Raw genomic sequence first — 20735 nt, forward strand, 5'->3', positions numbered from 1 at the left:
ACAACCATGTCCAACATCTTCTTCTTTGACAGCGACGAACCACTTCGCCCACCCGCTGAGGTGGAGATCACGGCGCTAATAGCTGAACCATACCCCGATGGCAGTCGCGTCCGGCTGACCCTCAAGATCACGCCTTTTCAACAGCGCCCGAACCTGGAAATCTACGCTCGCAAGGTTGGCGGCCCGGTTGTGGCCGAGCTGAGCGTCATCGAGTCGATGACGCCTGACCTGGAGTTCACGCTCCATCTGCGCGGAGTCGCCGAGACTGCTGGCGATTACGTCCTGCACGCTGAGCTATACTATGCCAATCGCGCCAATCCCCAGTGCAGCCGGGAGATCACCTTCTCCATCCCTACGCCAAGCTGATCCAGCTTCGCGCTGTGAAAAGCGGTTGAGCGCACCGACAATCGCCAGTATACTCGTGGGGTGGCAATCACCAGCCGGTGCGCAGCAATGGGCAAGGCTCGATAGTTCCCGTGGCCAAAAAGACACTCGGTAAGTACGAAATCCTGGAACGGTTGGGGCGCGGCGGCATGGCCGAGGTCTTTCGCGGCTATCACCCCGCCCTGGATCGTTATGTCGCCATCAAGCTTTTGCACACCTTTCTGGCTGACGATCCGGAGTTCAAGTCGCGCTTCGAACGGGAAGCCCAGAACGTCGCCCGCCTCAAGCATCCCGGCATCGTCCAGGTCTACGACTTTGAATATGACGAGGCCAATGAGAGCTATTACATGGTCATGGAGCTTATCGACGGCCCAACACTCAAAGACCGTCTCTTTGAGTTGAGCCAGGCCCATGATCGCCCACCGCTGGAGGAGGCGTTGCGCATTATCCGGGCCGCCGCTGACGCTCTGGCTTACGCCCACCGGCAGGGCATGATCCACCGCGATATGAAACCGGCCAACCTGATGCTCGATCGTGATGGTCGCGTCGTGTTGACGGACTTTGGCATTGCCAAGATCGTGACCGGTGCGCAATTCACGGCTTCTGGCGGCATGGTGGGCACCCCTGCATACATGGCCCCTGAGCAGGGTCTGGGAGAGGCTGGCGACGAGCGTTCAGACATCTATTCGCTCGGTGTGATTCTCTTCCAGCTGTGCACTGGCCAGTTGCCCTTCGAGGCAGAAACACCGCTGGCGACCATTCTCAAACATCTTCACGAACCGGTGCCTTCTCCTCGCGACCTGAATCCGGCTTTGCCGCAGGACGTTGAAGCCATCATCCTCAAGGCCATGGCCAAGGAGCCATCGGAACGATTCCAGTCAGCCGCCGAGATGGTCGAGCACATTGACGCTGCTCTGCAACGGCTCCAGCAACCCTCAGGCGCTGCCGTGCCTGCCCTGCCAGTTACTGATAGCAATCCAGCTGAAGCAGCATCACCGGGTACCGGTGCACTGGCGGCGCATCACCCGCTGCGAGCTGGTTTCCGTGCGCGCTGGTTTCTGGCAGGGGCGTTCGCCCTTCTGCTGATCGCAGGATGGTGGGGCGTCAATAGCGGTGTGCTGTCGCTCGGTCTGCTGGCTACAACCACGCCGACGTTGACACCGACTGCTTCCGCCACAATAACGCCTTCCCTGACACCGTCGGCAACCCCCTCAGGGACGCCTTCAGAGACTCCAACGGCCACCACAACACCAACATCCACACCGACTCTCACGCCGACCTTTACCGCTACAGCGACTCCATCAGCAACGCCCTCAGCGACGCCAACGGCGACACCAACGCCGACCATTACGCCAACCTTCACGCCATCGCTGACGCCAACGCCTGACCTGACTCAGACCGTTGTCCAGGCTACCGTCCTGGCGGCCAATATGACGGCAACCACCAGCGCCTGTACGTTCGACTATGCCATCATCCCGCCGGAGCGCGGAAGCGCCCAGTACCGTTACTACCCGGCCTACAGTGGCGGCACGGAGCCGGTTTTCCTGGAAACCGAGACTAACTTCGTATTTGAAATCACGCTTCTGAATACCGGTTCGTGTGCCTGGGAACGTAATACATCGCTAACCTTCATCTCCGGGGAAGCGTTCAATGCCGGCCCGCGCATCTTTCTGCGCAATCGCGTCGAAGTTGGCGCGGAGACTACGCTGCGTTTCGAGGGGACGACGCCTATGCGTGGGCAAGGCGGGCCGCGCTCCGGCACCTGGGAACTGCGCACACCCGGTCAGATCCGGATCGGTGCCCCGCTCACTATTGCGATCTTCTCTTACGACCAATAGACCGGGAAACCCCGCCAGAACACAGGGCCGGGCGCGTCATTGAACTGCCCGGCCCTCATCGCTTTCTCACACCACGATCACGGTTGAACGCTGCTATCGGCGCCTCCATCCAGGCCCAGGTCAGCCGCAATGGCCTTCATCGCCTCCAGCACCAGCGGCACGTGCTCATCCCACAGGTCCACCCCCAGCGCGGCGGCAGCATGTTCGATCTCTTCCCGGTTGACGGCGGCGGCAAAAGCCCTGTCTTTCCACTTCTTCTTCACCGACTTAATCTCGGTGATGTCACGGATATCCCGGCTGGGCCGCACCAGCGCCACCGCCGTGAGAAAACCGGTCAATTCATCCACCGCCACGAGCGAGCGCTCCAGCAGGGACTCCGGCTGTACACCGGTGCGCTCAGCAGCATGCGCCTCAATGGCCCGCACGATTCGCTCATCAGTGCCCCGCTGCCGCAGATAGCGCACGCCCCACTTGGGGTGCCCGTCCTCGGCGTTCATATCCTGGTGTTCTTCGTAGTCAAAATCATGAACGAGGCCGACCACGCCCCACAGTTCCTCATCCTCCCCCCAGCGGCGAGCATAGGCACGCATCGCTGCCTCCACCGCCAGCATATGGCGACGCAGCGATAGCGACTGCGTGTGCTCGGTGACCAGCGCCCAGGCCTGTGCGCGATCCATACGATCCAACCACCTTTCCTTCCACAACCGTTATGAGCCAACCGATCCTCATTGTAGCGCCCGGTTGGGATACAGCAACACCAAACAATACGGCGCCGCGCAAATCCTGCTTGCGGCGCCGCCTGGCTGTCGTTTCCGGCTTCGATCAGGCGCGGGCAACCAACTGAGCTTCCGCCAGTTCCATTCCTTTGGTAATGGCCTCCAGATTGAGCGCCAGCAAATCCTGGCGACGCTTGGGGAGCCGCGCGATGATCGTCTGGCGCAACGTCTCCACGCTGACCACAGGCCGCGCTGCCAGCATGGCTCCCATCAGGATCATGTTGGTCAGGCGCGTCTCGCCCAGCGCGTTAGCAGTCTCGGTAGCTGGAATGTTCAGGATGGTGATGTCCTCACGGCTGGTTGTTGCCTCGACTATCGAGATATTGACCACCAATAACCCGCCTGGTTTAACCTGATCGCAGTATTTGAGCATGGAAGGATTGTTAAATACGACAGCGATGCTGGGCCGACTGACCAGCGGCGAGCCGATCGGTTCGTTGCTGACCACAACCGTACAGTTGGCGGTTCCCCCGCGCATCTCCGGCCCGTAGGAGGGAATCCAGGTCACATGCTTGCCCTCGTCCATCGCCGTGTACGCCAGCAACTGCCCGGCAAACAGCACACCCTGCCCACCGAACCCGGCAAAGATCACCTCTTCTTGCATGCCCTATGCCCTCACTCCCGGTCTTCCAGCGCTTTGACAGCATCCAGGACCTTATAGTCGCCCAGCGGGTAGTACGGCACCATATGCTCTTCAACCCACTTCAGGGCATCCGGCGCGGATAGTCCCCAGTTGGTCGGGCATGCGGAGAGCAACTCCACCATCGCAAAGCCCAGCCCCGCCTGCTGCACCCGGAAAGCCGTCTTAATCGCCTTTTTGGCCTTGCGAATCTCCCTGACATTGTGCAGTGAACGCCGCACTACATACGCACTGCCCTCGATAGCAGCGATCAGTTCAGTCATGCGGATTGGATTGCCGGCAATAGCAGGGTTGCGCCCAAAGGGCGACGAGGTGGTGCGCTGGTCAGGCAGCGAGGTTGGCGCCATCTGCCCACCGGTCATGCCGTAGATCGCGTTATTGATGAAGATGGTGGTGATGTTCTCCCCGCGGGCCGCCGCATGGATGATCTCAGCAGTGCCAATAGCGGCCAGATCGCCATCCCCCTGATAGGTGAAGACAATCCGATCCGGCAGCGAACGTTTGATACCGGTGGCCATCGCTGGCGCCCGTCCGTGCGCTGCCTCCACGCCATCAACGGTAAAGTAGTCATAGGCGAACACAGCGCAACCCACCGGCGCAACCAGTATCGTCTGTTCTTGGATGCCCAGTTCATCAATGACTTCGGCGATCAGACGATGAGCAATCCCATGTGTACAACCGGGGCAATAATGCGTCGAAATGTTTTCCAGAGCCTGTGGATGCTGGTAGACGACCGTTCTCACCAGGTCCTCGTGTAGAGTCACGCCATCCTCCTTTAACGCACAGTCTCCGGCCCGGCCAAGCCCAGCTTCTGCGCGACAGTTACGATGTCCTTCAGAATATCTTCCGGCAGCGGTACTGCCCCGCCCAGACGGCTGTGCAACGCGATCGGCATCTCCCGTCCGACGACCAATCGCACATCCTCCAGCATCTGCCCGGCGTTCATCTCCACGACAACAATCGCTTCTACCCCGTCATCGACCAGCGCGCGCAGCCGATCCTCCGGGAATGGCCACAGCGTAACTGGCCGGAACAGACCAACAGGGATGCCGGCTTCGCGGGCCATCTTTACAGCTGACTGCGCCACCCGCCCGGCAGTGCCAAAGCCGATAACCAGCACCCGCGCCCCTTCGATATAATGCTCCACGCTGCGCTGTTCGTGGGCGCGGATAACCGCCAGGCGCGCCTGGATGCGGCGGTTAGCAGCTTCGTTTTCTTCCGCTGTCAGATTGATCGACGTGATCACATGCTTGCTACGCCCTCTGGCCCCGGTGATCGCCCAGTCAGGACGTGGTCGAATCGGGCGCATCTCCGGCATCTCAGCCGGTTCCATCATCTGGCCGATCAAACCGTCGCCCACCAGCAGGACAACATGCCGGTATTTATCCGCCAGGTCAAAGGCCAGAAAGGTCAGATCAATAGCCTCCTGCACTGACGCTGGAGCCAGGACGATGGGATGGTAATCGCCGTGCCCGGCGGAACGGGTGACCTGGAAATAATCCGCCTGGGAAGGCTGGATGTTGCCCAGCCCCGGCCCGCCGCGCATCATATCCACCACCACACAGGGCACTTCAGAAGCGGCAATATACGAAAGCCCCTCCTGCATCAGGCTAACGCCGGGGCTGGAGGATGATGTCATCGCCCGGACGCCGGTGCAGGCCGCTCCATAGACCATGTTGATGGCCGCCACTTCGCTTTCCGCCTGCACAAAGACACGTCCCAGCTCGACCATCCGGCCAGAGAGGTGTTCCAGAAGCTCAGTCTGCGGCGTGATCGGGTAACCGAAGTAGGCCTCCAGCCCGGCCCGCACCGCCGCTTCGGCAATTGCCACATTGCCTTTCAGCAGTTGTACGGTCATCGCTCCCCCTATGCCATCACAGCCTGCAGCTTACCGGCTGGCACATCGCGATACACGGTAATGCATACATCGGGACAGATAACCGCACAGATCGCACAACCAGTACAGGTGTTATCAGGGTCCACAAGGATAGCCGGCGTATAGCCTTTCTCATTGACATGCCCGCTGGCCATCTGGATGATCCCCTTCGGGCAGGCTGTCGTGCAGAGCGTGCATCCTTTACAGCGCGCCTCATTGATCACAATGGTGCCTATTGCCATCAACTCTCCTCTCACATGGTCGCCGTCGCCAGGCGCGAATTGATGGTACCAAAGACGGCCGCTCCTACTTCTAGCATAGGTCGGCCTTGGCAGTTCAATCAGTGGAAAAGCTCCGACCCCATCCTGCACATTGTCACGACTCAGCACAAACATCATTGTGCATCTCATCCAATGCCATCTATAAGTGTAGTCACTGATGAGCCATCCGGCAAGATGCGCGGCGTACAACGCAGTTAAACCCATCTATTACACCCTGTTCCGCAGGGGCTGTGTACGCCGCATGCAGCTTACTTTCCCCTCGCCAGGTTGCGATGGAGAGGAGCCAGGGGTAAGGCTGCCAGCCTGCGCCCGCCAATTGGCACATTCCCGGCGGGCGGGGTACACTCGCCCGCGTCTGCCGCCCGCCGAGAGCCGGGCGGCAGTTCATGACGCCAGAGAACGCGCTGAACTGCTATCATCACCCTCCAGGCCAGCACCCCCTAAGTATTGGGGGGATGCCAGCCAGAAATGTTGACCGATCCTTTTGGAAGGATTACCCTGTTCGCAAACAGGTCATCGCCACCTGCTGGCCTGTGCAGTTACCGGACTGACAACTGACAGAGGAAGATCGTCATGGCAGCCGAGTTTGAACCTCATACACACCCCGTCGCCGAAGTGGCAGAACGTCTGGCCAGCAATCCGGTCACCGGCCTGACTGAAGAAGAAGCCAGCCGGCGACTTGCCCAGTACGGAGCCAACGAACTACGGGAGGAACCGCCCCCTACACTCCTGCAGATGCTCTGGGAGCAGTTCAACAACTTTGTGGTCATCCTGCTCATTGTAGCGGCCATCATCTCCGCCATCGTCGGCGCCTACACAGGGGAAGGATACGTCGACGCGCTGGCTATCGTCGCCATTGTGGCGCTGAATGCCATCCTGGGTATTGTTCAGGAAGGCCGTGCAGAGGCCGCACTGCGCGCCCTCAAGAAGATGACCGCTCCCGAAGCTCATGTGGTCAGGGATGGCAAAATCAGGACGGTGGCCGGGCGCGAAGTCGTCCCCGGGGATGTTGTGCTCCTGGATACCGGTAACTACATCCCCGCGGACGTCCGCCTGATTGAAGGCTTCAATCTAACTGTTGATGAATCGCCTCTGACCGGGGAATCCGTGCCGGTGCAAAAGCGGCCCGGCGACATCCTGCCAGTGGATGCTACCCTGGGTGACCGCCGCAACATGGCGTTCATGGGCAGTGTGGTCACCTATGGTCGCGGGCGTGGACTGGTTGTCAGCACCGGCATGCAGACCGAGATCGGCCACATCGCTGAGATGCTGCAGAGCTATGATGAGCCAGCCACGCCATTGCAGCAACGCCTCGATCAGTTGGGCCGCTGGCTGGGTACTGCTACTCTGATCATCTGCGCGGTTGTCTTTGGCGTGGGCCTCCTGCGTCTGGCTGCTGTTAACCCGATCAGCGACCCCGGCGCCTGGCTTGCGGTCCCGACCAATCAGGAAGCCCTTATCCAGCTGTTCATGACCGCTATCAGCCTAGCTATCGCTGCCGTCCCGGAAGGTCTGCCTGCCGTGGTGACCATTGCCCTGGCGCTGGGGATGCAACGCATGATCCGCCGCCACGTACTGATCCGCCGGCTGGCTGCCGTAGAGACTCTGGGCAGCGCCAACGTCATCTGCTCAGACAAAACCGGCACGCTCACCACCAATGAGATGACTGTCGTCCGGGTCATGGTCGACGACCAGGTTCTAACGGTCAGTGGCGAAGGCTTTCGACCGGATGGTGGCTTCTCCTGCAACGGTAGGACGCTGGACCCTGCTAGCAGCCCGACACTCCAGATGCTCGCACGCGGGGCTATGCTCTGTAATGATGCCGTCCTGGAGCATGATGGCGGCACCCTGCGCCTGGTCGGCGACCCAACGGAAGGCGCACTGCTGACCATGGCGATCAAAGCGGGACTCGATGCCCGTCACCTGGCGGCAACCTGGCCGCGCGTTGCGGAAGTCCCCTTTGACTCAGAACGCAAGCGCATGACCACCATCCACCGCTTCAGCAATGGGCAGCCGGTCATCCATGCCTATACCAAAGGCGCGCCGGAACTGGTGCTCGAGCATTGCGATACCTGTCTGATCAACGGCGAAGTGCAGCCGCTGGACGAGCGCAGGCGGGCCGCCATCCTGCAAACAAACGCTGATCTCGCCGGGCAGGCATTGCGTGTGCTGGCGATCGCCTACAGGCCGCTGGACTCCATCCCTGAGGAGCCAAACGCTGACGAGATCGAGCGTCACCTGACCTTTGTTGGTCTGGCTGCCATGCGCGATCCCGCTCGCCCGGAAGTGCGTGATGCCATCCGTGTGGCCCGTACCGCCGGCATCCGCACGGTGATGATCACCGGCGATTACCCTGATACCGCCGCCGCCATTGCCGGTGAACTGGGGTTGCTTGATGACCAGGACAGCCTGCTCACCGGCGCTGATCTCAGCCGCATTTCTGATGAAGACCTGGCTCGCCGCGCGTCAACCGTCTCTGTCTACGCCCGCGTTAACCCGGTGCACAAAATGCGCATCGTCGAAGCCATCCAGAGTCACGGGCACGTCGTCGCCATGACCGGCGATGGGGTTAACGATGCTCCCGCCCTCAAGCGAGCGCACATCGGCGTGGCCATGGGCATTACCGGCACTGACGTCAGCAAACAGACGGCGGATATGGTGCTGACCGATGACAACTACGCCAGTATTGTCGCGGCCATCGAAGAAGGCCGGATCATCTACGCCAACATCCGCAAGTTCGTTTTCTACCTGATCTCCTGCAATGTAGGCGAGATTCTGATCATCTTTGTGTCCATGCTGCTGGGCCTGCCCCTGCCGCTGCTGCCCATCCACCTGCTCTGGCTCAATCTCGTCACAGATGGCGCGCCGGCGCTGGCGCTAGGGCTGGAACAGAAAGAGCCGGACATCATGCGCCAAAAACCACGCCCGGCGCACCAGCCGATCATCACCCGCGATCTGTGGATCCTGACGAGTATTCAGGCGGTGGTAGAGACTGCCGCCACGCTGGGCGCATTTGTCGTCAGCCTGAACACGCTGGAGCCAGACCCGGCTAATCCGCTGCTTTCGCGCACCATCGCTTTCACCACACTGGTGGTAGCCGAGTTGTTGCGGGCCTTTACCGCACGCTCAGAGCGCTTCAGTATCTGGCAGATCGGGTTGCTGACCAACCGCTGGATGATCTATGCGGTCAGCGCGTCGCTTGCCCTGTTGCTTGGCGTGATCTATCTACCATTCCTGGAGCCTGTGTTCAATACCGTAGCGCTCACCGGCGAGCACTGGTTGACCCTGCTGCCATTCACGCTCTTGCCCTCAGCGGCGGCGGAAATCGCCAAGTTTGTAATGCGTCGCCATGGACAGGTGCAGGCCGCTATGTGAGTGTTCACTACAGTTTCCGGAAACGCCCAGGGGCGCCCGCAATGCCGGAGGGCGCCCCTGTTTGTTCGGTCTTGCTTGACCGCGGTGGTTATGCCCCAACGCTGGCTCTGAGGTACGCTTCCATGAACTCATCCAGCCGCCCGTTGAGGACAGCAGTGGTGTTGCCTGTTTCGTAATCTGTCCGGTGATCCTTGACCATCTGGTACGGGTGCAGCACATACGACCGGATCTGGTTGCCCCATTCAGCTTCAACGTGTTCCCCCTTCAGGGCGGCCAGCTGTGCCTCCTGCTTCTGCCTCTCCAGGTCAAGCAAGCGCGCCTTGAGCACCTGCAGCGCGCGCTCGCGATTCTGGGTCTGGCTACGCTCATTCTGGCATGAGACAACGATCCCGGTCGGGAGATGGGTGATGCGGACGGCCGTCTCATTCTTCTGCACGTGCTGGCCGCCCGCGCTGCTGGCCCGGAACGTATCGATCTGGAGGTCCTTCTCGTCGATCTGGATGTCGATCTCGCCGCGAATATCCGGCCAGACCTCTACCAGCGCGAACGACGTGTGGCGCCGGTTTGCTGCGTCAAACGGACTGAGACGCACCAGCCGATGCACACCGCGCTCCGCCTTCAAGTAGCCATAAGCATAATCGCCAACCACACTGATAGTCGTGCTTTTGATACCGGCTTCATCGCCTTCCATCTCGCTCAGAATCTCAGTGCGGTAACCACGCTGCTCCGCCCAGCGCAGATACATGCGTTGCAGCATCTGCGCCCAGTCCTGGGAATCCGTGCCCCCCGCGCCCGCATGGATGGCCAGCACCGCATCCTCAACATCATAAGGGCCGGAAAGCAGCGCCTGAAATTCCATTTGCGCCACGATTCCAGCCAGGCGTTCAGTCTCAGCCGCCAGCTCCGCATACATTGCTTCATCGCCCAGCGCGGCCAGTTCCAGTGCATCGTCAATTTGCTGGGCGATTCCAGTCCAGCGCTGGACTTCCTCCCGCATCCGGGCCAGCTGACGCATCACCTGTTGCGCTCGCTCAGGTTCCGCCCAGAAGTCCGACGCTGTGGATTCCTGCTCAAGTGCTTCAACGCGCTGCGCAGTCTTAGGGATGTCAAAGACGCTCCATAAGGCTGCTGATGACATGCCGCATATCCGTGAGACGCGTAGTGAGCTCTTCCATGTTCGTTTATCCTTTCTGGCAACAGGCTGCTGGCTCCCCACCAGCCTGAGCATTACCCACGACCATCGTTATCAAACAGGCCATCAACATACTGATCGGGGTTGAAAAACAGCAGATCGTGGATAGTCTCACCCACCCCAATGTACTGCACCGGGAGCTTTAGTTCCTGGTAGATGGCGAAGATCATGCCGCCTTTGGCGGTGCTATCCAGCTTGGTAACAATCGCCCCAGTAACCTGCACCGTCTCCTGGAAATGCCGGGCCTGACTGAGGGCGTTCTGGCCGGTAGTCCCATCCAGAACAAGCAGCGTCTCGTGAGGTGCATCCGGGATCACCTTGCGGATCACGCCGCGCACCTTCGCCAGTTCTTCCATCAGGTTGAATTTGGTGTGCAGCCGCCCGGCGGTGTCCACAATCAGCAGGTCATGCCCGCGCGCACGGGCTGCCTGTACTGCGTCATAAACGACTGCCCCCGGATCTGAATGGGGTTGCCCCGCGATCACCGGCACGCCGGCCCGTTCCCCCCACAGCTGCAATTGCTCGATCGCCGCCGCGCGGAAGGTATCCCCCGCCGCCAGCAACGGACGCCGGCCAGCATTGCGCAGCCGGTAGGCCAGTTTGCCAATAGTGGTTGTCTTGCCGCAACCATTCACCCCGACGATGAAGATCACCGACAGATCGCGCCCGCTGATGTTCATCGGTGGCGGATCGTCCAGCAGTCCACGCAGTTCCTCCTTGAGCGCCTGCTGGAGTTGGCCCTGGCGGGTGATGCCTTCCCGTCGCACCCGCCCGCGCATCCGTTCGACCAGGCGCAGTGTCGTTTCCACGCCAACATCGGCCTGGATGAGCAGGCTCTCGACCTCATCCCACGTGTCGTCATCGATCTCGGTCACCCCCAACGTCTGGGCGATCCGCCCGAAAAACGACTGCCGGGTTCGTTGTAAACCTTTGCGCAGCGACTCCAATGACGCCTCCCACCTTCCATCCACTGTCCAGAGCGTCGAGAGTATACCAGAGCGGCAACCCGCCCGACAAATGCCCTGCGTTCCCTCCAGTGCATGCTATAATGGCATCTGAAGGCATCTTTGTACAGTACGAGTTAGAGAGTCATCGTGACTGCAAAACATGATCTTGCTAACATTCAGCATAGCCTGAAGCTGCGCTTTTCGGATCAATCCCTGCTCAAACGGGCGCTGACCCACCGCTCCTACATCAATGAGCATCCTGATGATGCCCTTGACGATAATGAACGCCTGGAATTCCTGGGCGACGCCGTCCTCGATTTCATCACCGGCGAATGGCTCTACAATCGCTTCCCGGAGATGCGCGAGGGCCGCCTGACCCGCCTGCGCGCCGCACTGGTACGGACAGAAACCCTGGCTGAACTGGGTGTCCAGTGCTCACTGGGCGATGCCATGTTGCTGGGACGTGGCGAAGAGGAAAGCGGTGGTCGGGAACGCCAGGCCAACCTGTGTTGCGCGTTTGAGGCCCTGATCGGTGCGTTGTATCTTGACCAGGGGCTTGATGCCGTTCGCGATTTTGTGCTGCCGCGCTTCGAACCGGCGCTCCAGCAGATCCTGCGCACAGACGCCGACAAAGATGCCAAGAGCCTGCTCCAGGAATGGAGTCAGGCTCATCTTGGCCTCACGCCAACTTACCGCACCGTGCAGGCCACCGGCCCAGACCACAACAAGGAATTTACCGTCGAAGTCGTCATCGGTGATGACGTCTATGGCCGGGGGATCGGGCACAGTAAGCAGACGGCCGCTCAGGAAGCCGCCCGCAACGCCCTCCAGCACATTCAGATCGACCAGCCAGACTGATCTTGATCTACTTGCTGAGGTCGATTTCCACTACCGCCAGCCGGTGATCGGAAGCGTCGCTGGCCAGAACGCCGCGCCCCGTCGGTAGCACATTGCGCAGCCACAGGTAGTCAAAGCGCAACTGGATCGCCTCGCCACGCAGCAACGTTGCCGAACGGTCAACCGCAAGCCCGTCAAAGGGATCGCTGAAGCCAACCTCAACCAGACGTTCATACAGCGCCGAGCCTGGCGTATTGTTGAATGTGCCCCCCAGAATCACGCGCCCGACGACCCCGCCGGGATGATCGGTCCCGATTAACGCCAAAACCTCCTGAAGTTGCAGCCACTGATCCTGCTGCTGAAGCTCCAGAACGCTGGACTCCCGCGCATACAGCAGGCCTAGCCATGTGTTATACACATCCAGCACACCTTCATCAGGCCGGACCTGCACCCGCTGTACGCCCGTTTGCATTCCCTGACTCGTTAACAGCGTGCCTGTCTCCAGCGTGATTGGCACCCGCGAAAGCACGGCCAGCCCCTGCAACGACTCATTGGTAGGGAAGAAGCGCACATCCATCCCCAACCGGCGTCCCAGCCAGAGTGCCTGATCCACACCAAAGGACACCAACCGCCCGGCATCTACTTCCTGGAGCAGCACCACGTCAGCCCCGCTCTCCCAGATCGTGTTGGCCATCTCCGCCAGGTTGTAGTCAAAGTAGAGGCTATAGCCACCATGGATGTTGTATGTGGCAACGCGAATTCGATCGGCATTGCCCGTCCGGGCAATCGCCGGTGGCAACACGGCCAGCGTCACCAGGATCGCGCTGGCAAAGACACCCCCCAGCCCGGCCAGCGTCTCTACAAGCACCGCTCGTTGCCAGGGGATACGCCGCCGTGCATCCATCATCGGGATGGCCGCCAGTGCCACACCTACCAGTATCACGCCCAGCCCCATCCCGCGCATGGCCCGCAGTAGATGGCTCAAGCTGGCCAGCCCGCCGCCAAAATCGCGCACAAAGGCATATTCATACGTAAAGAAGTCAGCGCCAAACAACACAGCCAGAATCACAAACGCTGTTACCAGCGCCACGCCGGTGATGTCGCGCTCTTCCTTGCTGACCGGTCGGGCAATCCACCACAAGTTCAGCGTCAGCAGGAACTGCGCCACGATCAGGGCTGCCGCCGCCACCGCCCCGCTGAAACGTGCACCGATCACCACCAGCAGGCTGATCAGAACCAGCCAGAACCAACCACGCCAGTGGGCATCCACAAGCGTCAATAGCCGACGGGCAAGGTCGCGGGCTTCAGGCACCAGCGTGAGCGCCGTCGCCGCTGCCAGCCACGGGGCCACCACGGTGTAATCCGTCTTACTCCAGTGCGCTACCGCATTGGGCAGGCCCAGCAGTGCACACTCAAGGAACAGGTATGCGCCCAGCGCCAGCCCTCCGCCCAGGGCAATACCCGAATAGGCGGCCACAGCCCGGAATGGAGCGCCACCGCTGAAGGCCAGCCGGATCACAGCAATCAAAGCCAGCGCAACCGACAAACCCGTCTGAATTGGCAGAAACGCCTCCGACCAGGTGATATCCATCGTCTGGCCGTACGCCCGCACGATCTGGTCCAGCGTTACCCCGATCACGAGCAACACAGCAAAGCGCGCCGGAAATTGCCGGGCCACTGCCGCCAGGTACAGCCCCGCCCCGGCCACGACGATAGCCGCGCCCAGAACGCCGGTGAATGGCTCATTCAGAGTCATGAACACCCGCCCGATAGCGACAGCCGCCACTCCCAGAGCGAATGCGACCGGCCGCCGCGCCAGGAGGAAGGCCAGTAGCGGCATGAGCGCGGCCACCACCACGGCCACCACTTCCGCCTGGGCAACCTCAGGCAGGACAGCGCCGGGAGGAGGTGGGTCGCTAATGCCCAGGCGCAGCACAATGTCCGCGCTGGAGACGTGCGCATACAGCGCCCCCAGCAGAAAGCGAAGCGCCTGGATAAAGAACCAGCCTACCAGACCAGCCTCAACCAGCCAGCCTGCCCGCCAGAAAGCCTCACGTCGACCCATAGGCCTCGATCCCCTTGCCTGCCCGTAAGGCGCAGCATCACACTGCGCCGCCCACGCGCCCCATCTGCCAGCCCCCTCTCAGCAGCCCACCAGGCATTCTGCCATTCACCGCCGCCTGCCACAACAGGAAGACCGACAAATCATTTTCTACTGCAGACATGTCACGCTATAATGGCCCAACCCTCAAAAAAAGGAAAAAGCCATGGAACATGTTGACAAGCTTCTTATCGGCGGCGTTGTCGTCACCATGAACCAAAACTACGACGTTTTTCCAGATGGCGCAATAGCCGTCAGAGGCAACGCGATTGTCGCGGTCGGCCCCCGGCAGGTCATTACTGCTGCCTATACTGCCACTGAAACAATGGACTGCAGCGGTCAGATCATCATGCCGGGCCTGATCAACACTCACACGCACGCACCAATGACCCTCCTGCGTGGCCTGGCCGATGACCTGCGGCTTGATGTCTGGCTGATGGGCTATATGATGCCCGTTGAGCGTGAGTTTGTCAGCCCTGAATTTTGCTACTATGGCACGCTGCTGGCCTGCGCGGAGATGATCCTGAGCGGCACCACCTGCTTCGCTGACATGTACTATCACGAAGGCGATATCGCCCGCGCAACCGTGGAAGCCGGGCTGCGTGCCGTGCTTGGCCAGACCGTCCTCAAATTCCCTTCTCCCGATGCAGCCAGCTATGAGGAAAGTCTCGCCTACACCCGGCAATTCATTGAGACGTGGAAAGGACATCCGCTGATCACCCCCGCCGTCGCCCCCCATGCGCCATACACGAACACAGAGGAAACGCTGCGGGCTTGCACGGCACTGGCCCGTGAGTACGATGTTCCTCTGCTCACCCACTTTGCCGAAACACGTCTGGAGGTCGAGGAAAGTCGCCGCGAACATGACATGGCTGTCGTTTCCTGGGCCGAGCGACTGGGGTTGCTTGATGCCAAGGTACTGGCTGCGCACTGTGTGCACATTGACCCGGATGAGATGCGCCTGCTCCACAACCATGGCGCCCGCGTCGCCCACAACCCTAGCAGCAATCTCAAACTGGCCAGTGGCGTCGCCCCGGTGCAGGAAATGCTCAACCGCGGCCTGATCGTGGGCATTGGCACGGACGGCACTGCCAGCAACAACGATCTCGACATGTTTGACGAAATGCGCCTGGCTGCTTTTGTTGCCAAGGCAGCGACTTACGATCCCACCGCCCTGCCTGCCCGCACAGCACTGGCCATGGCAACCCGCATGGGCGCGGAGGCGCTCTTCCTGGGCGATGTAACGGGCAGCCTGGAGCCGGGCAAACGAGCGGATGTGATCACGCTGGACCATACGCCCTTGCACAATACGCCGCGTTTTCAGCGCGATCCTGATGCCATCTATTCGCAGATCGTCTATGCCGCCAAGAGCACCGATGTCACCCATGTGATGGTCGACGGGCGCTGGTTGATGCGCGACCGTCAATTGCTCACGATCGATACGGCTGCGTTACGGGAGATCGCCGCTGACTACGCCCGCCAAATTGACGCTTTCCTGATCGCCCGCGAGGGGAATGTCCTGAGCAAACTGGTAGCCATTGGTGGCCTGGAACAGGAGGAAAGCTTCGAGATTCAGGTCAAAGCCCACACCGCTGATCCCCGTATTATCGATGCCGTCCTGACCAGCAAAGAAGTCCAGATCGTCCGGCATACCCACTATCGGCAGTACGATACGTACTTCCTGTTCAACGATGCCAGGCAGGGTCGGGTGCGCTATCGTGAGGACGACAGCATTAACGACCGGGACGAAGTCATCAGCGTTCGCAGCCGCCTGACCTACACCATGCCGACCAAGGAACGCGAGTTCGCCCGCGCTATTCTGCTCTCGCGCTCTCAGTTCATCGCGCCGGCGGATCGCCCGTTGCGCTTCTACCGGGAGTACTTCCAGCCAGACATCGAACGCACCATCGAAAAGGAACGGCGGCGCTGGCACATCCTTTACAAGGGCATCCTTTTCTACATCAACCTTGACAAACTCAAGGAGCCTGCCCACGACGGCTATTTCCTGGAGATCAAGAGCCGCACCTGGTCGGCCCGCGACGCGGAGTACAAAGCAGAGATGGCCACCGAAATCATGTCCCTGCTGGGCATCACACCGGAACACACCATCCGCGCCGAGTACCTAGAGCTGGCCACAGGCCGGTAGGAAAAGCCCATGGGCGCCTGTAAGCGCCCATGAAGCCATCACTATCCACCAAAGTCACAGGCCAGCGGCCAGGCATCCGCCGCAGGCCATGTTCCCATACCCCGCCTAGGCCGAGCTATCCAGCCGGAAGCCATGACCGCGCACCGTCACGATGTACTGGTGATGCGGATCAACTTCAGCCAGCCGGTCCCGCAGCCGGCGCACCAGGGCGTCAATGGCCTGTTCGCTGACCCCCTCGCTGGCCGCCTCTGGCCAGACGGCCTCAATCACCTGCTCACGGGTACAGACCGCGCCGCCTGCGTCGTACAGCAGCTGTAACAGCCGATACTGCGGCAGGCTCAGCGGCGGCAGGACTTCCTGCTGGCCGATGAACACGCGCCGGGCCTCCCGGTTGAGCGTCAACCGGCCCTGGAGCTGGCCGGGGTCAAAGGCTACCTCGATCGTCGCATCCGATTCGGAGTAAGCAATTCTGACCGTTCGCGCCAGCTGGATGCGATCGCCATCCACAAGCTGGCGCGGTTGCCGCAATGGCTCTCCGCCGACCCAGGTGCCATTCTTGCTGCCCAGGTCTTCAACAAAGTAGCTATCGCCTTCCCGCCAGATGCGCGCATGCTGGCGGGAAATCGCCCGATCACGCAGCACCAAGTTGCACTCTTCGCCGCGCCCGATCACAAAAACGTCCTGGTCAATTACCACACGCAATCCAACATGCTCACCCTCCTCTACGGTGAGCATCGGTCGATCACTGATCGATCTGGTCATGCCCAACTCCCCTGTACATATCGTGCACAGCACAGCCAGGCCTGCCAGTGACGTCGGCGTACGCCCGCAGACCCTGCTCGGCGTTATCCCTGCCTGGAATCAGCAGCCCCTCTTCTGGACTGCCGCAGTGACGTGCTGCGCCAGGCCGATTCTCTTCTTCTCCTGGTTTGCCAGGTTCTGCCACAACAGTGTTGAATACAACGAGCTTGCCAGTACAATTAGCACAGATTCGGTGATCACCCGGTCAGGCGATCAAGATTGGCTGCGCCACTCCCCGGGAACTGGCCTCCCACCGTCCCGGGAGATCATGAACGTGGCCCGGACGCTATTTCTCGGTCTTTTGCGGTACGTTCCCGTTAACCGGGTCATCTGAGTCGCAGAATCGATATCAGTATACTCCAATGCGCCGCCAGGTCGCAACGGAAGGGCAATGCCAAGACTTAGTATATATATTACAACTTGACCCTTTCCTAGCTGCAGCAGACTGAGGAAACATGAACGCTGAAATCATCAGTATTGGCACCGAGCTGTTGCTTGGCGAGATTGTCGACACCAATAGCGCCCATATTGCCCGTTCCCTGCGCGACATTGGGCTGGACCTGTATTTCACCACCACCGTAGGCGACAACCAGGCCCGCATCACCCACGCGATCGATATCGCGCTGGACCGGGCGGACATTGTTATCACCACCGGCGGCCTCGGGCCAACTGTCGATGATGTCACGCGGCAGGCCGTCGCCGCGGCTACCAACCGGCCACTGGTGTTTCAGCAGGCGCTTTTCGACCAGATTGCTGCCCGGTTCGCCCGCATGGGAAGCCCGATGAGTGAGAACAACCGCCAGCAGGCGTTCATCCCAGAGGGTGCGCTCCCCATCGAAAACCCGGTAGGAACGGCGCCCTGCTTTGCCCTGGAGACTGAACGCGGAGTTGTGATCAGCCTCCCCGGTGTCCCCCATGAGATGAAATACCTGCTGGAACAGGCCGTCATCCCTTACCTGCGGGAGCGTTTCCACCTGACCAGCATCATCAAAGCGCGTGTTCTCCGCACCGCCGGGATCGGTGAGAGTGCCGTCGACGCCGCCATTCTTGACCTGATGACCCTCGCCAACCCGACGGTAGGGTTGGCGGCGCATACCGGACAGACCGACATCCGCATCACGGCAAAAGCCGAAAGCGAAGCCGTCGCTGACGCCATGATTGCCGCCATTGAAGCGCAAATCCGCGCACGACTGGGGGAATACATCTACGGTCTAGAGAAAGAGACTATCGAAGCCGCGTTGATCCAGGAGCTTTCGCGGCTGGGGATGAAGCTAGCCGTCAGTGAGACTGGCCTGGGCAATCGTCTCAGCAGCCGTATCCAGGCCGTAGGCGGGGCCGAGTACATCCTCAGCGGTGTGCAGCAGTTTGAAACGCCGGAAGCCCTCTATGCAACCCTGGCCAATGCCCAGGAACTCTCGCTTGAGCAACTAAGCATCGCTGCGGCCAGCCGGGCCAGGGAAAGCTTCCACGCCGACATTGCCATCGCCGTGATCATGCGCCCTGACGCCGCCCTGATCGGTGTGGCCACACCCCGCGAGACCAGGACGCGTATCTTCCGCTTCAGCGAGCAGGATGGCCACCCCTTCACCTGGGCCAGCACCTGGGGCATGGCTCTGGCCTGGCACTGGTTGCATCAGCAACCTGCGCCCTGATACCAGCTGAATCAAAAACCCTCGCCCTGATGCCGGGCGAGGGTTTCAGCCTGACGACTCCTGATGAGCCTCAGTCTTCATCCTCAAGTCGCAGCACCGCCATGAACGCTTCCTGCGGCACTTCCACATTACCAATCATCTTCATACGCTTCTTGCCGCGCTTCTGCTTTTCCAGCAACTTGCGCTTGCGGGTGATATCCCCGCCGTAGCACTTGGCCAGAACGTCCTTGCGCACAGCTTTGACATTGGCGCGGGAGATCACCCGTTTGCCGGTCGCCGCCTGAATCGGCACCTCGAATTGCTGGCGCGGGATCAATTTCTTGAGCTGGGAAACCAGCCGCTGCCCCTTATGAAAAGCATCATCCTCGTGAACAATCATGGCCAGGGCATCCACCGGCTGTTTGTTGACCAGCACCTCCAGCTTGGTCAATCGGCCTGGACGGTAGCCATCGAACTGGTAATCCAGGCTGGCGTACCCCCGCGATATACTCTTCAGTTTATCGTGGAAGTCCACGATCAGTTCTGCCAGCGGCAGATGATACGTCAGCACGACTCGCGACGCATCCAGGTATTCCATGCTCTCATACGTCCCCCGGCGGCGGGTGACCAGATCCATGATCGGCCCGATGTAATCCTGCGGCGTGAAGACCTGAATGGTCATCCACGGTTCACGGATTTCCGCAATCGTGCTTTCGTCAGGCAGGTCAGCCGGGCTATCAATACGGATAACCTCGCCGTTGCGCAGCAGAACTTCGTATTCCACGCTGGGGGCCGTCACCAGGATGTCCAGATCATATTCCCGTTCGATCCGCTCCTGGACAATCTCCATGTGGAAAAGCCCCAGGAAGCCCACCCGAAACCCGAAGTTGAGCGCCTGTGAAGTCTCCGGCTGGAAGACCAGCGAGGCGTCATTGAGTTGCAGCTTCTCCAGCGCGTCCCGCAGATCGTTGTAGTCGTCATTCTCCACCGGGTACATCCCGGCAAAGACCATCGGCTTGACCTGAGCATAGCCCGGCAACGGCCACTCCGCCCCACCCTGCGCCAGGGTGATCGTGTCACCCACCCGGCACTCTCGCACCGTCTTGAAACCGGTGGCAACATAACCCACTTCGCCGGCCTCCAGCCGGCCAGTCGGTACCATCTCAGGGCTGAAGACGCCGATCTCAACCGGCTCAAGCACAGCGCCGGTCGCCATCATGCGTAACCGGGCATCCTTGTCCAGGACGCCATCCACCACCCGGACGTAGGCCACTACACCTTTGTAGGAATCGTAGTGCGAGTCAAACACCAGCGCCCGCAGCGGTTTGCTGACATCGCCGGTTGGCGGCGGCACCTGGCGGATCACGGCCTCCAGCACCGCCTGCACGTTAAGACCGGTCTTGGCGGAGATCGGGATCACCTCACCGGCGGGCACGCCAAGCAAATCTTCGATCTCCTTAGCCACCACGTCCGGCTGGGCCGCTGGCAGGTCAATCTTGTTCACCACCGGGATGATCTCCAGATCGTTTTCCAGGGCCATGTAGAGGTTGGCTAGCGTCTGCGCTTCAATACCCTGGGTTGCATCCACCACCAGAATCGCGCCCTCGCAGGCCTGCAGCGCCCGGCTGACTTCATAGGAAAAATCGACATGGCCGGGCGTATCGATCAGATTCATCTCATACTGTTCGCCACTCTCAGCGGTGTAGACCATCCGCACAGCCGACGCCTTGATCGTGACGCCGCGCTCGCGTTCCAGGTCCATGTTATCCAGCACCTGCTCCTGCATCTCCCGGTCAGAGACCGTACCGGTGAGTTGCAGCAGACGGTCAGCCAGTGTGCTCTTGCCGTGATCGATATGGGCGATAATGCAGAAGTTCCGGATGTGCTGCTTGTCCATGCTTTACTCGTAT

16 protein-coding genes are annotated in these 20735 nt (G+C 60.6%); 6 read left to right on the top strand and 10 right to left on the bottom strand.

The genetic code is table 11. From position 1 onward, the window contains the following. Window positions 1–6 precede the first annotated feature (6 nt). On the top strand, window positions 7–366 hold the full coding sequence (locus HPY64_06420) for a hypothetical protein (GenBank protein ID NPV66762.1): 360 nt from the start codon (window positions 7–9) through the stop codon (window positions 364–366). Between the two features lie 110 nt (window positions 367–476). After that, a complete protein-coding gene (locus tag HPY64_06425; protein ID NPV66763.1) occupies window positions 477–2222 on the top strand; it encodes a protein kinase in 1746 nt (581 codons plus the stop codon). Between the two features lie 77 nt (window positions 2223–2299). Here HPY64_06425 and HPY64_06430 read toward each other — a convergent pair whose 3' ends face one another. The 5 genes from HPY64_06430 to HPY64_06450 all read right to left on the bottom strand — a co-directional run bounded on the left by HPY64_06430 (window position 2300) and on the right by HPY64_06450 (window position 5756). Continuing rightward, window positions 2300–2899, bottom strand: a complete 600-nt coding sequence (locus HPY64_06430; GenBank protein NPV66764.1) for an HDIG domain-containing protein — start codon at window positions 2897–2899, stop codon at window positions 2300–2302. 145 nt (window positions 2900–3044) lie between these two features. Then, on the bottom strand, window positions 3045–3602 hold the full coding sequence (locus HPY64_06435) for a 2-oxoacid:ferredoxin oxidoreductase subunit gamma (protein NPV66765.1): 558 nt from the start codon (window positions 3600–3602) through the stop codon (window positions 3045–3047). Window positions 3603–3613: 11 nt separating this feature from the next. Next, entirely contained in the window at window positions 3614–4381 is a 768-nt protein-coding gene (locus HPY64_06440) for a 2-oxoglutarate oxidoreductase (protein NPV66766.1), read from the bottom strand. Between the two features lie 32 nt (window positions 4382–4413). Continuing rightward, entirely contained in the window at window positions 4414–5496 is a 1083-nt protein-coding gene (vorB, locus tag HPY64_06445) for a 3-methyl-2-oxobutanoate dehydrogenase subunit VorB (protein ID NPV66767.1), read from the bottom strand. A gap of 8 nt (window positions 5497–5504) precedes the next feature. Continuing rightward, window positions 5505–5756: a 4Fe-4S binding protein gene (locus HPY64_06450; GenBank protein ID NPV66768.1), complete on the bottom strand. Its 252-nt coding sequence runs from the start codon at window positions 5754–5756 to the stop codon at window positions 5505–5507. A gap of 612 nt (window positions 5757–6368) precedes the next feature. On the opposite strand from HPY64_06450, the gene HPY64_06455 reads away from it, so the two are divergent. Continuing rightward, window positions 6369–9170 (top strand): cation-translocating P-type ATPase, encoded by a 2802-nt coding sequence (locus HPY64_06455; protein NPV66769.1) that lies wholly within the window; start codon window positions 6369–6371, stop codon window positions 9168–9170. 88 nt (window positions 9171–9258) lie between these two features. Here the strand turns inward: HPY64_06455 and HPY64_06460 are convergent, their stop codons facing one another. After that, window positions 9259–10308, bottom strand: coding sequence for a peptide chain release factor 2 (locus tag HPY64_06460; GenBank protein ID NPV66770.1), 1050 nt, complete (start codon window positions 10306–10308; stop codon window positions 9259–9261). Between the two features lie 89 nt (window positions 10309–10397). Beyond that, the gene (gene ftsY / locus HPY64_06465; GenBank protein NPV66771.1) at window positions 10398–11309 is read right to left on the bottom strand and encodes a signal recognition particle-docking protein FtsY; all 912 of its coding nucleotides are present in this window, start codon (window positions 11307–11309) and stop codon (window positions 10398–10400) included. A gap of 147 nt (window positions 11310–11456) precedes the next feature. Between ftsY and rnc the strand changes: the two genes are divergently transcribed. After that, the gene (gene rnc, locus HPY64_06470; protein NPV66772.1) at window positions 11457–12167 is read left to right on the top strand and encodes a ribonuclease III; all 711 of its coding nucleotides are present in this window, start codon (window positions 11457–11459) and stop codon (window positions 12165–12167) included. Between the two features lie 7 nt (window positions 12168–12174). Here rnc and HPY64_06475 read toward each other — a convergent pair whose 3' ends face one another. Then, window positions 12175–14211 (bottom strand): hypothetical protein, encoded by a 2037-nt coding sequence (locus HPY64_06475; protein NPV66773.1) that lies wholly within the window; start codon window positions 14209–14211, stop codon window positions 12175–12177. A gap of 202 nt (window positions 14212–14413) precedes the next feature. On the opposite strand from HPY64_06475, the gene HPY64_06480 reads away from it, so the two are divergent. Next, window positions 14414–16393 (top strand): amidohydrolase family protein, encoded by a 1980-nt coding sequence (locus tag HPY64_06480; protein ID NPV66774.1) that lies wholly within the window; start codon window positions 14414–14416, stop codon window positions 16391–16393. Window positions 16394–16498: 105 nt separating this feature from the next. Here HPY64_06480 and HPY64_06485 read toward each other — a convergent pair whose 3' ends face one another. Continuing rightward, window positions 16499–17155: an FHA domain-containing protein gene (locus tag HPY64_06485; GenBank protein ID NPV66775.1), complete on the bottom strand. Its 657-nt coding sequence runs from the start codon at window positions 17153–17155 to the stop codon at window positions 16499–16501. Between the two features lie 494 nt (window positions 17156–17649). Here HPY64_06485 and HPY64_06490 point away from each other — a divergent pair, with 494 nt between their 5' ends. Then, a complete protein-coding gene (locus HPY64_06490) occupies window positions 17650–18846 on the top strand; it encodes a CinA family nicotinamide mononucleotide deamidase-related protein (protein ID NPV66776.1) in 1197 nt (398 codons plus the stop codon). A gap of 70 nt (window positions 18847–18916) precedes the next feature. Here the strand turns inward: HPY64_06490 and lepA are convergent, their stop codons facing one another. Then, window positions 18917–20722, bottom strand: coding sequence for an elongation factor 4 (gene lepA, locus HPY64_06495; protein ID NPV66777.1), 1806 nt, complete (start codon window positions 20720–20722; stop codon window positions 18917–18919). Between the last annotated feature and the right edge of the window lie 13 nt (window positions 20723–20735).

The organism is Anaerolineae bacterium (genome assembly GCA_013178165.1).
Classification (GTDB): Bacteria; Chloroflexota; Anaerolineae; order Aggregatilineales; family Ch27; genus Ch27.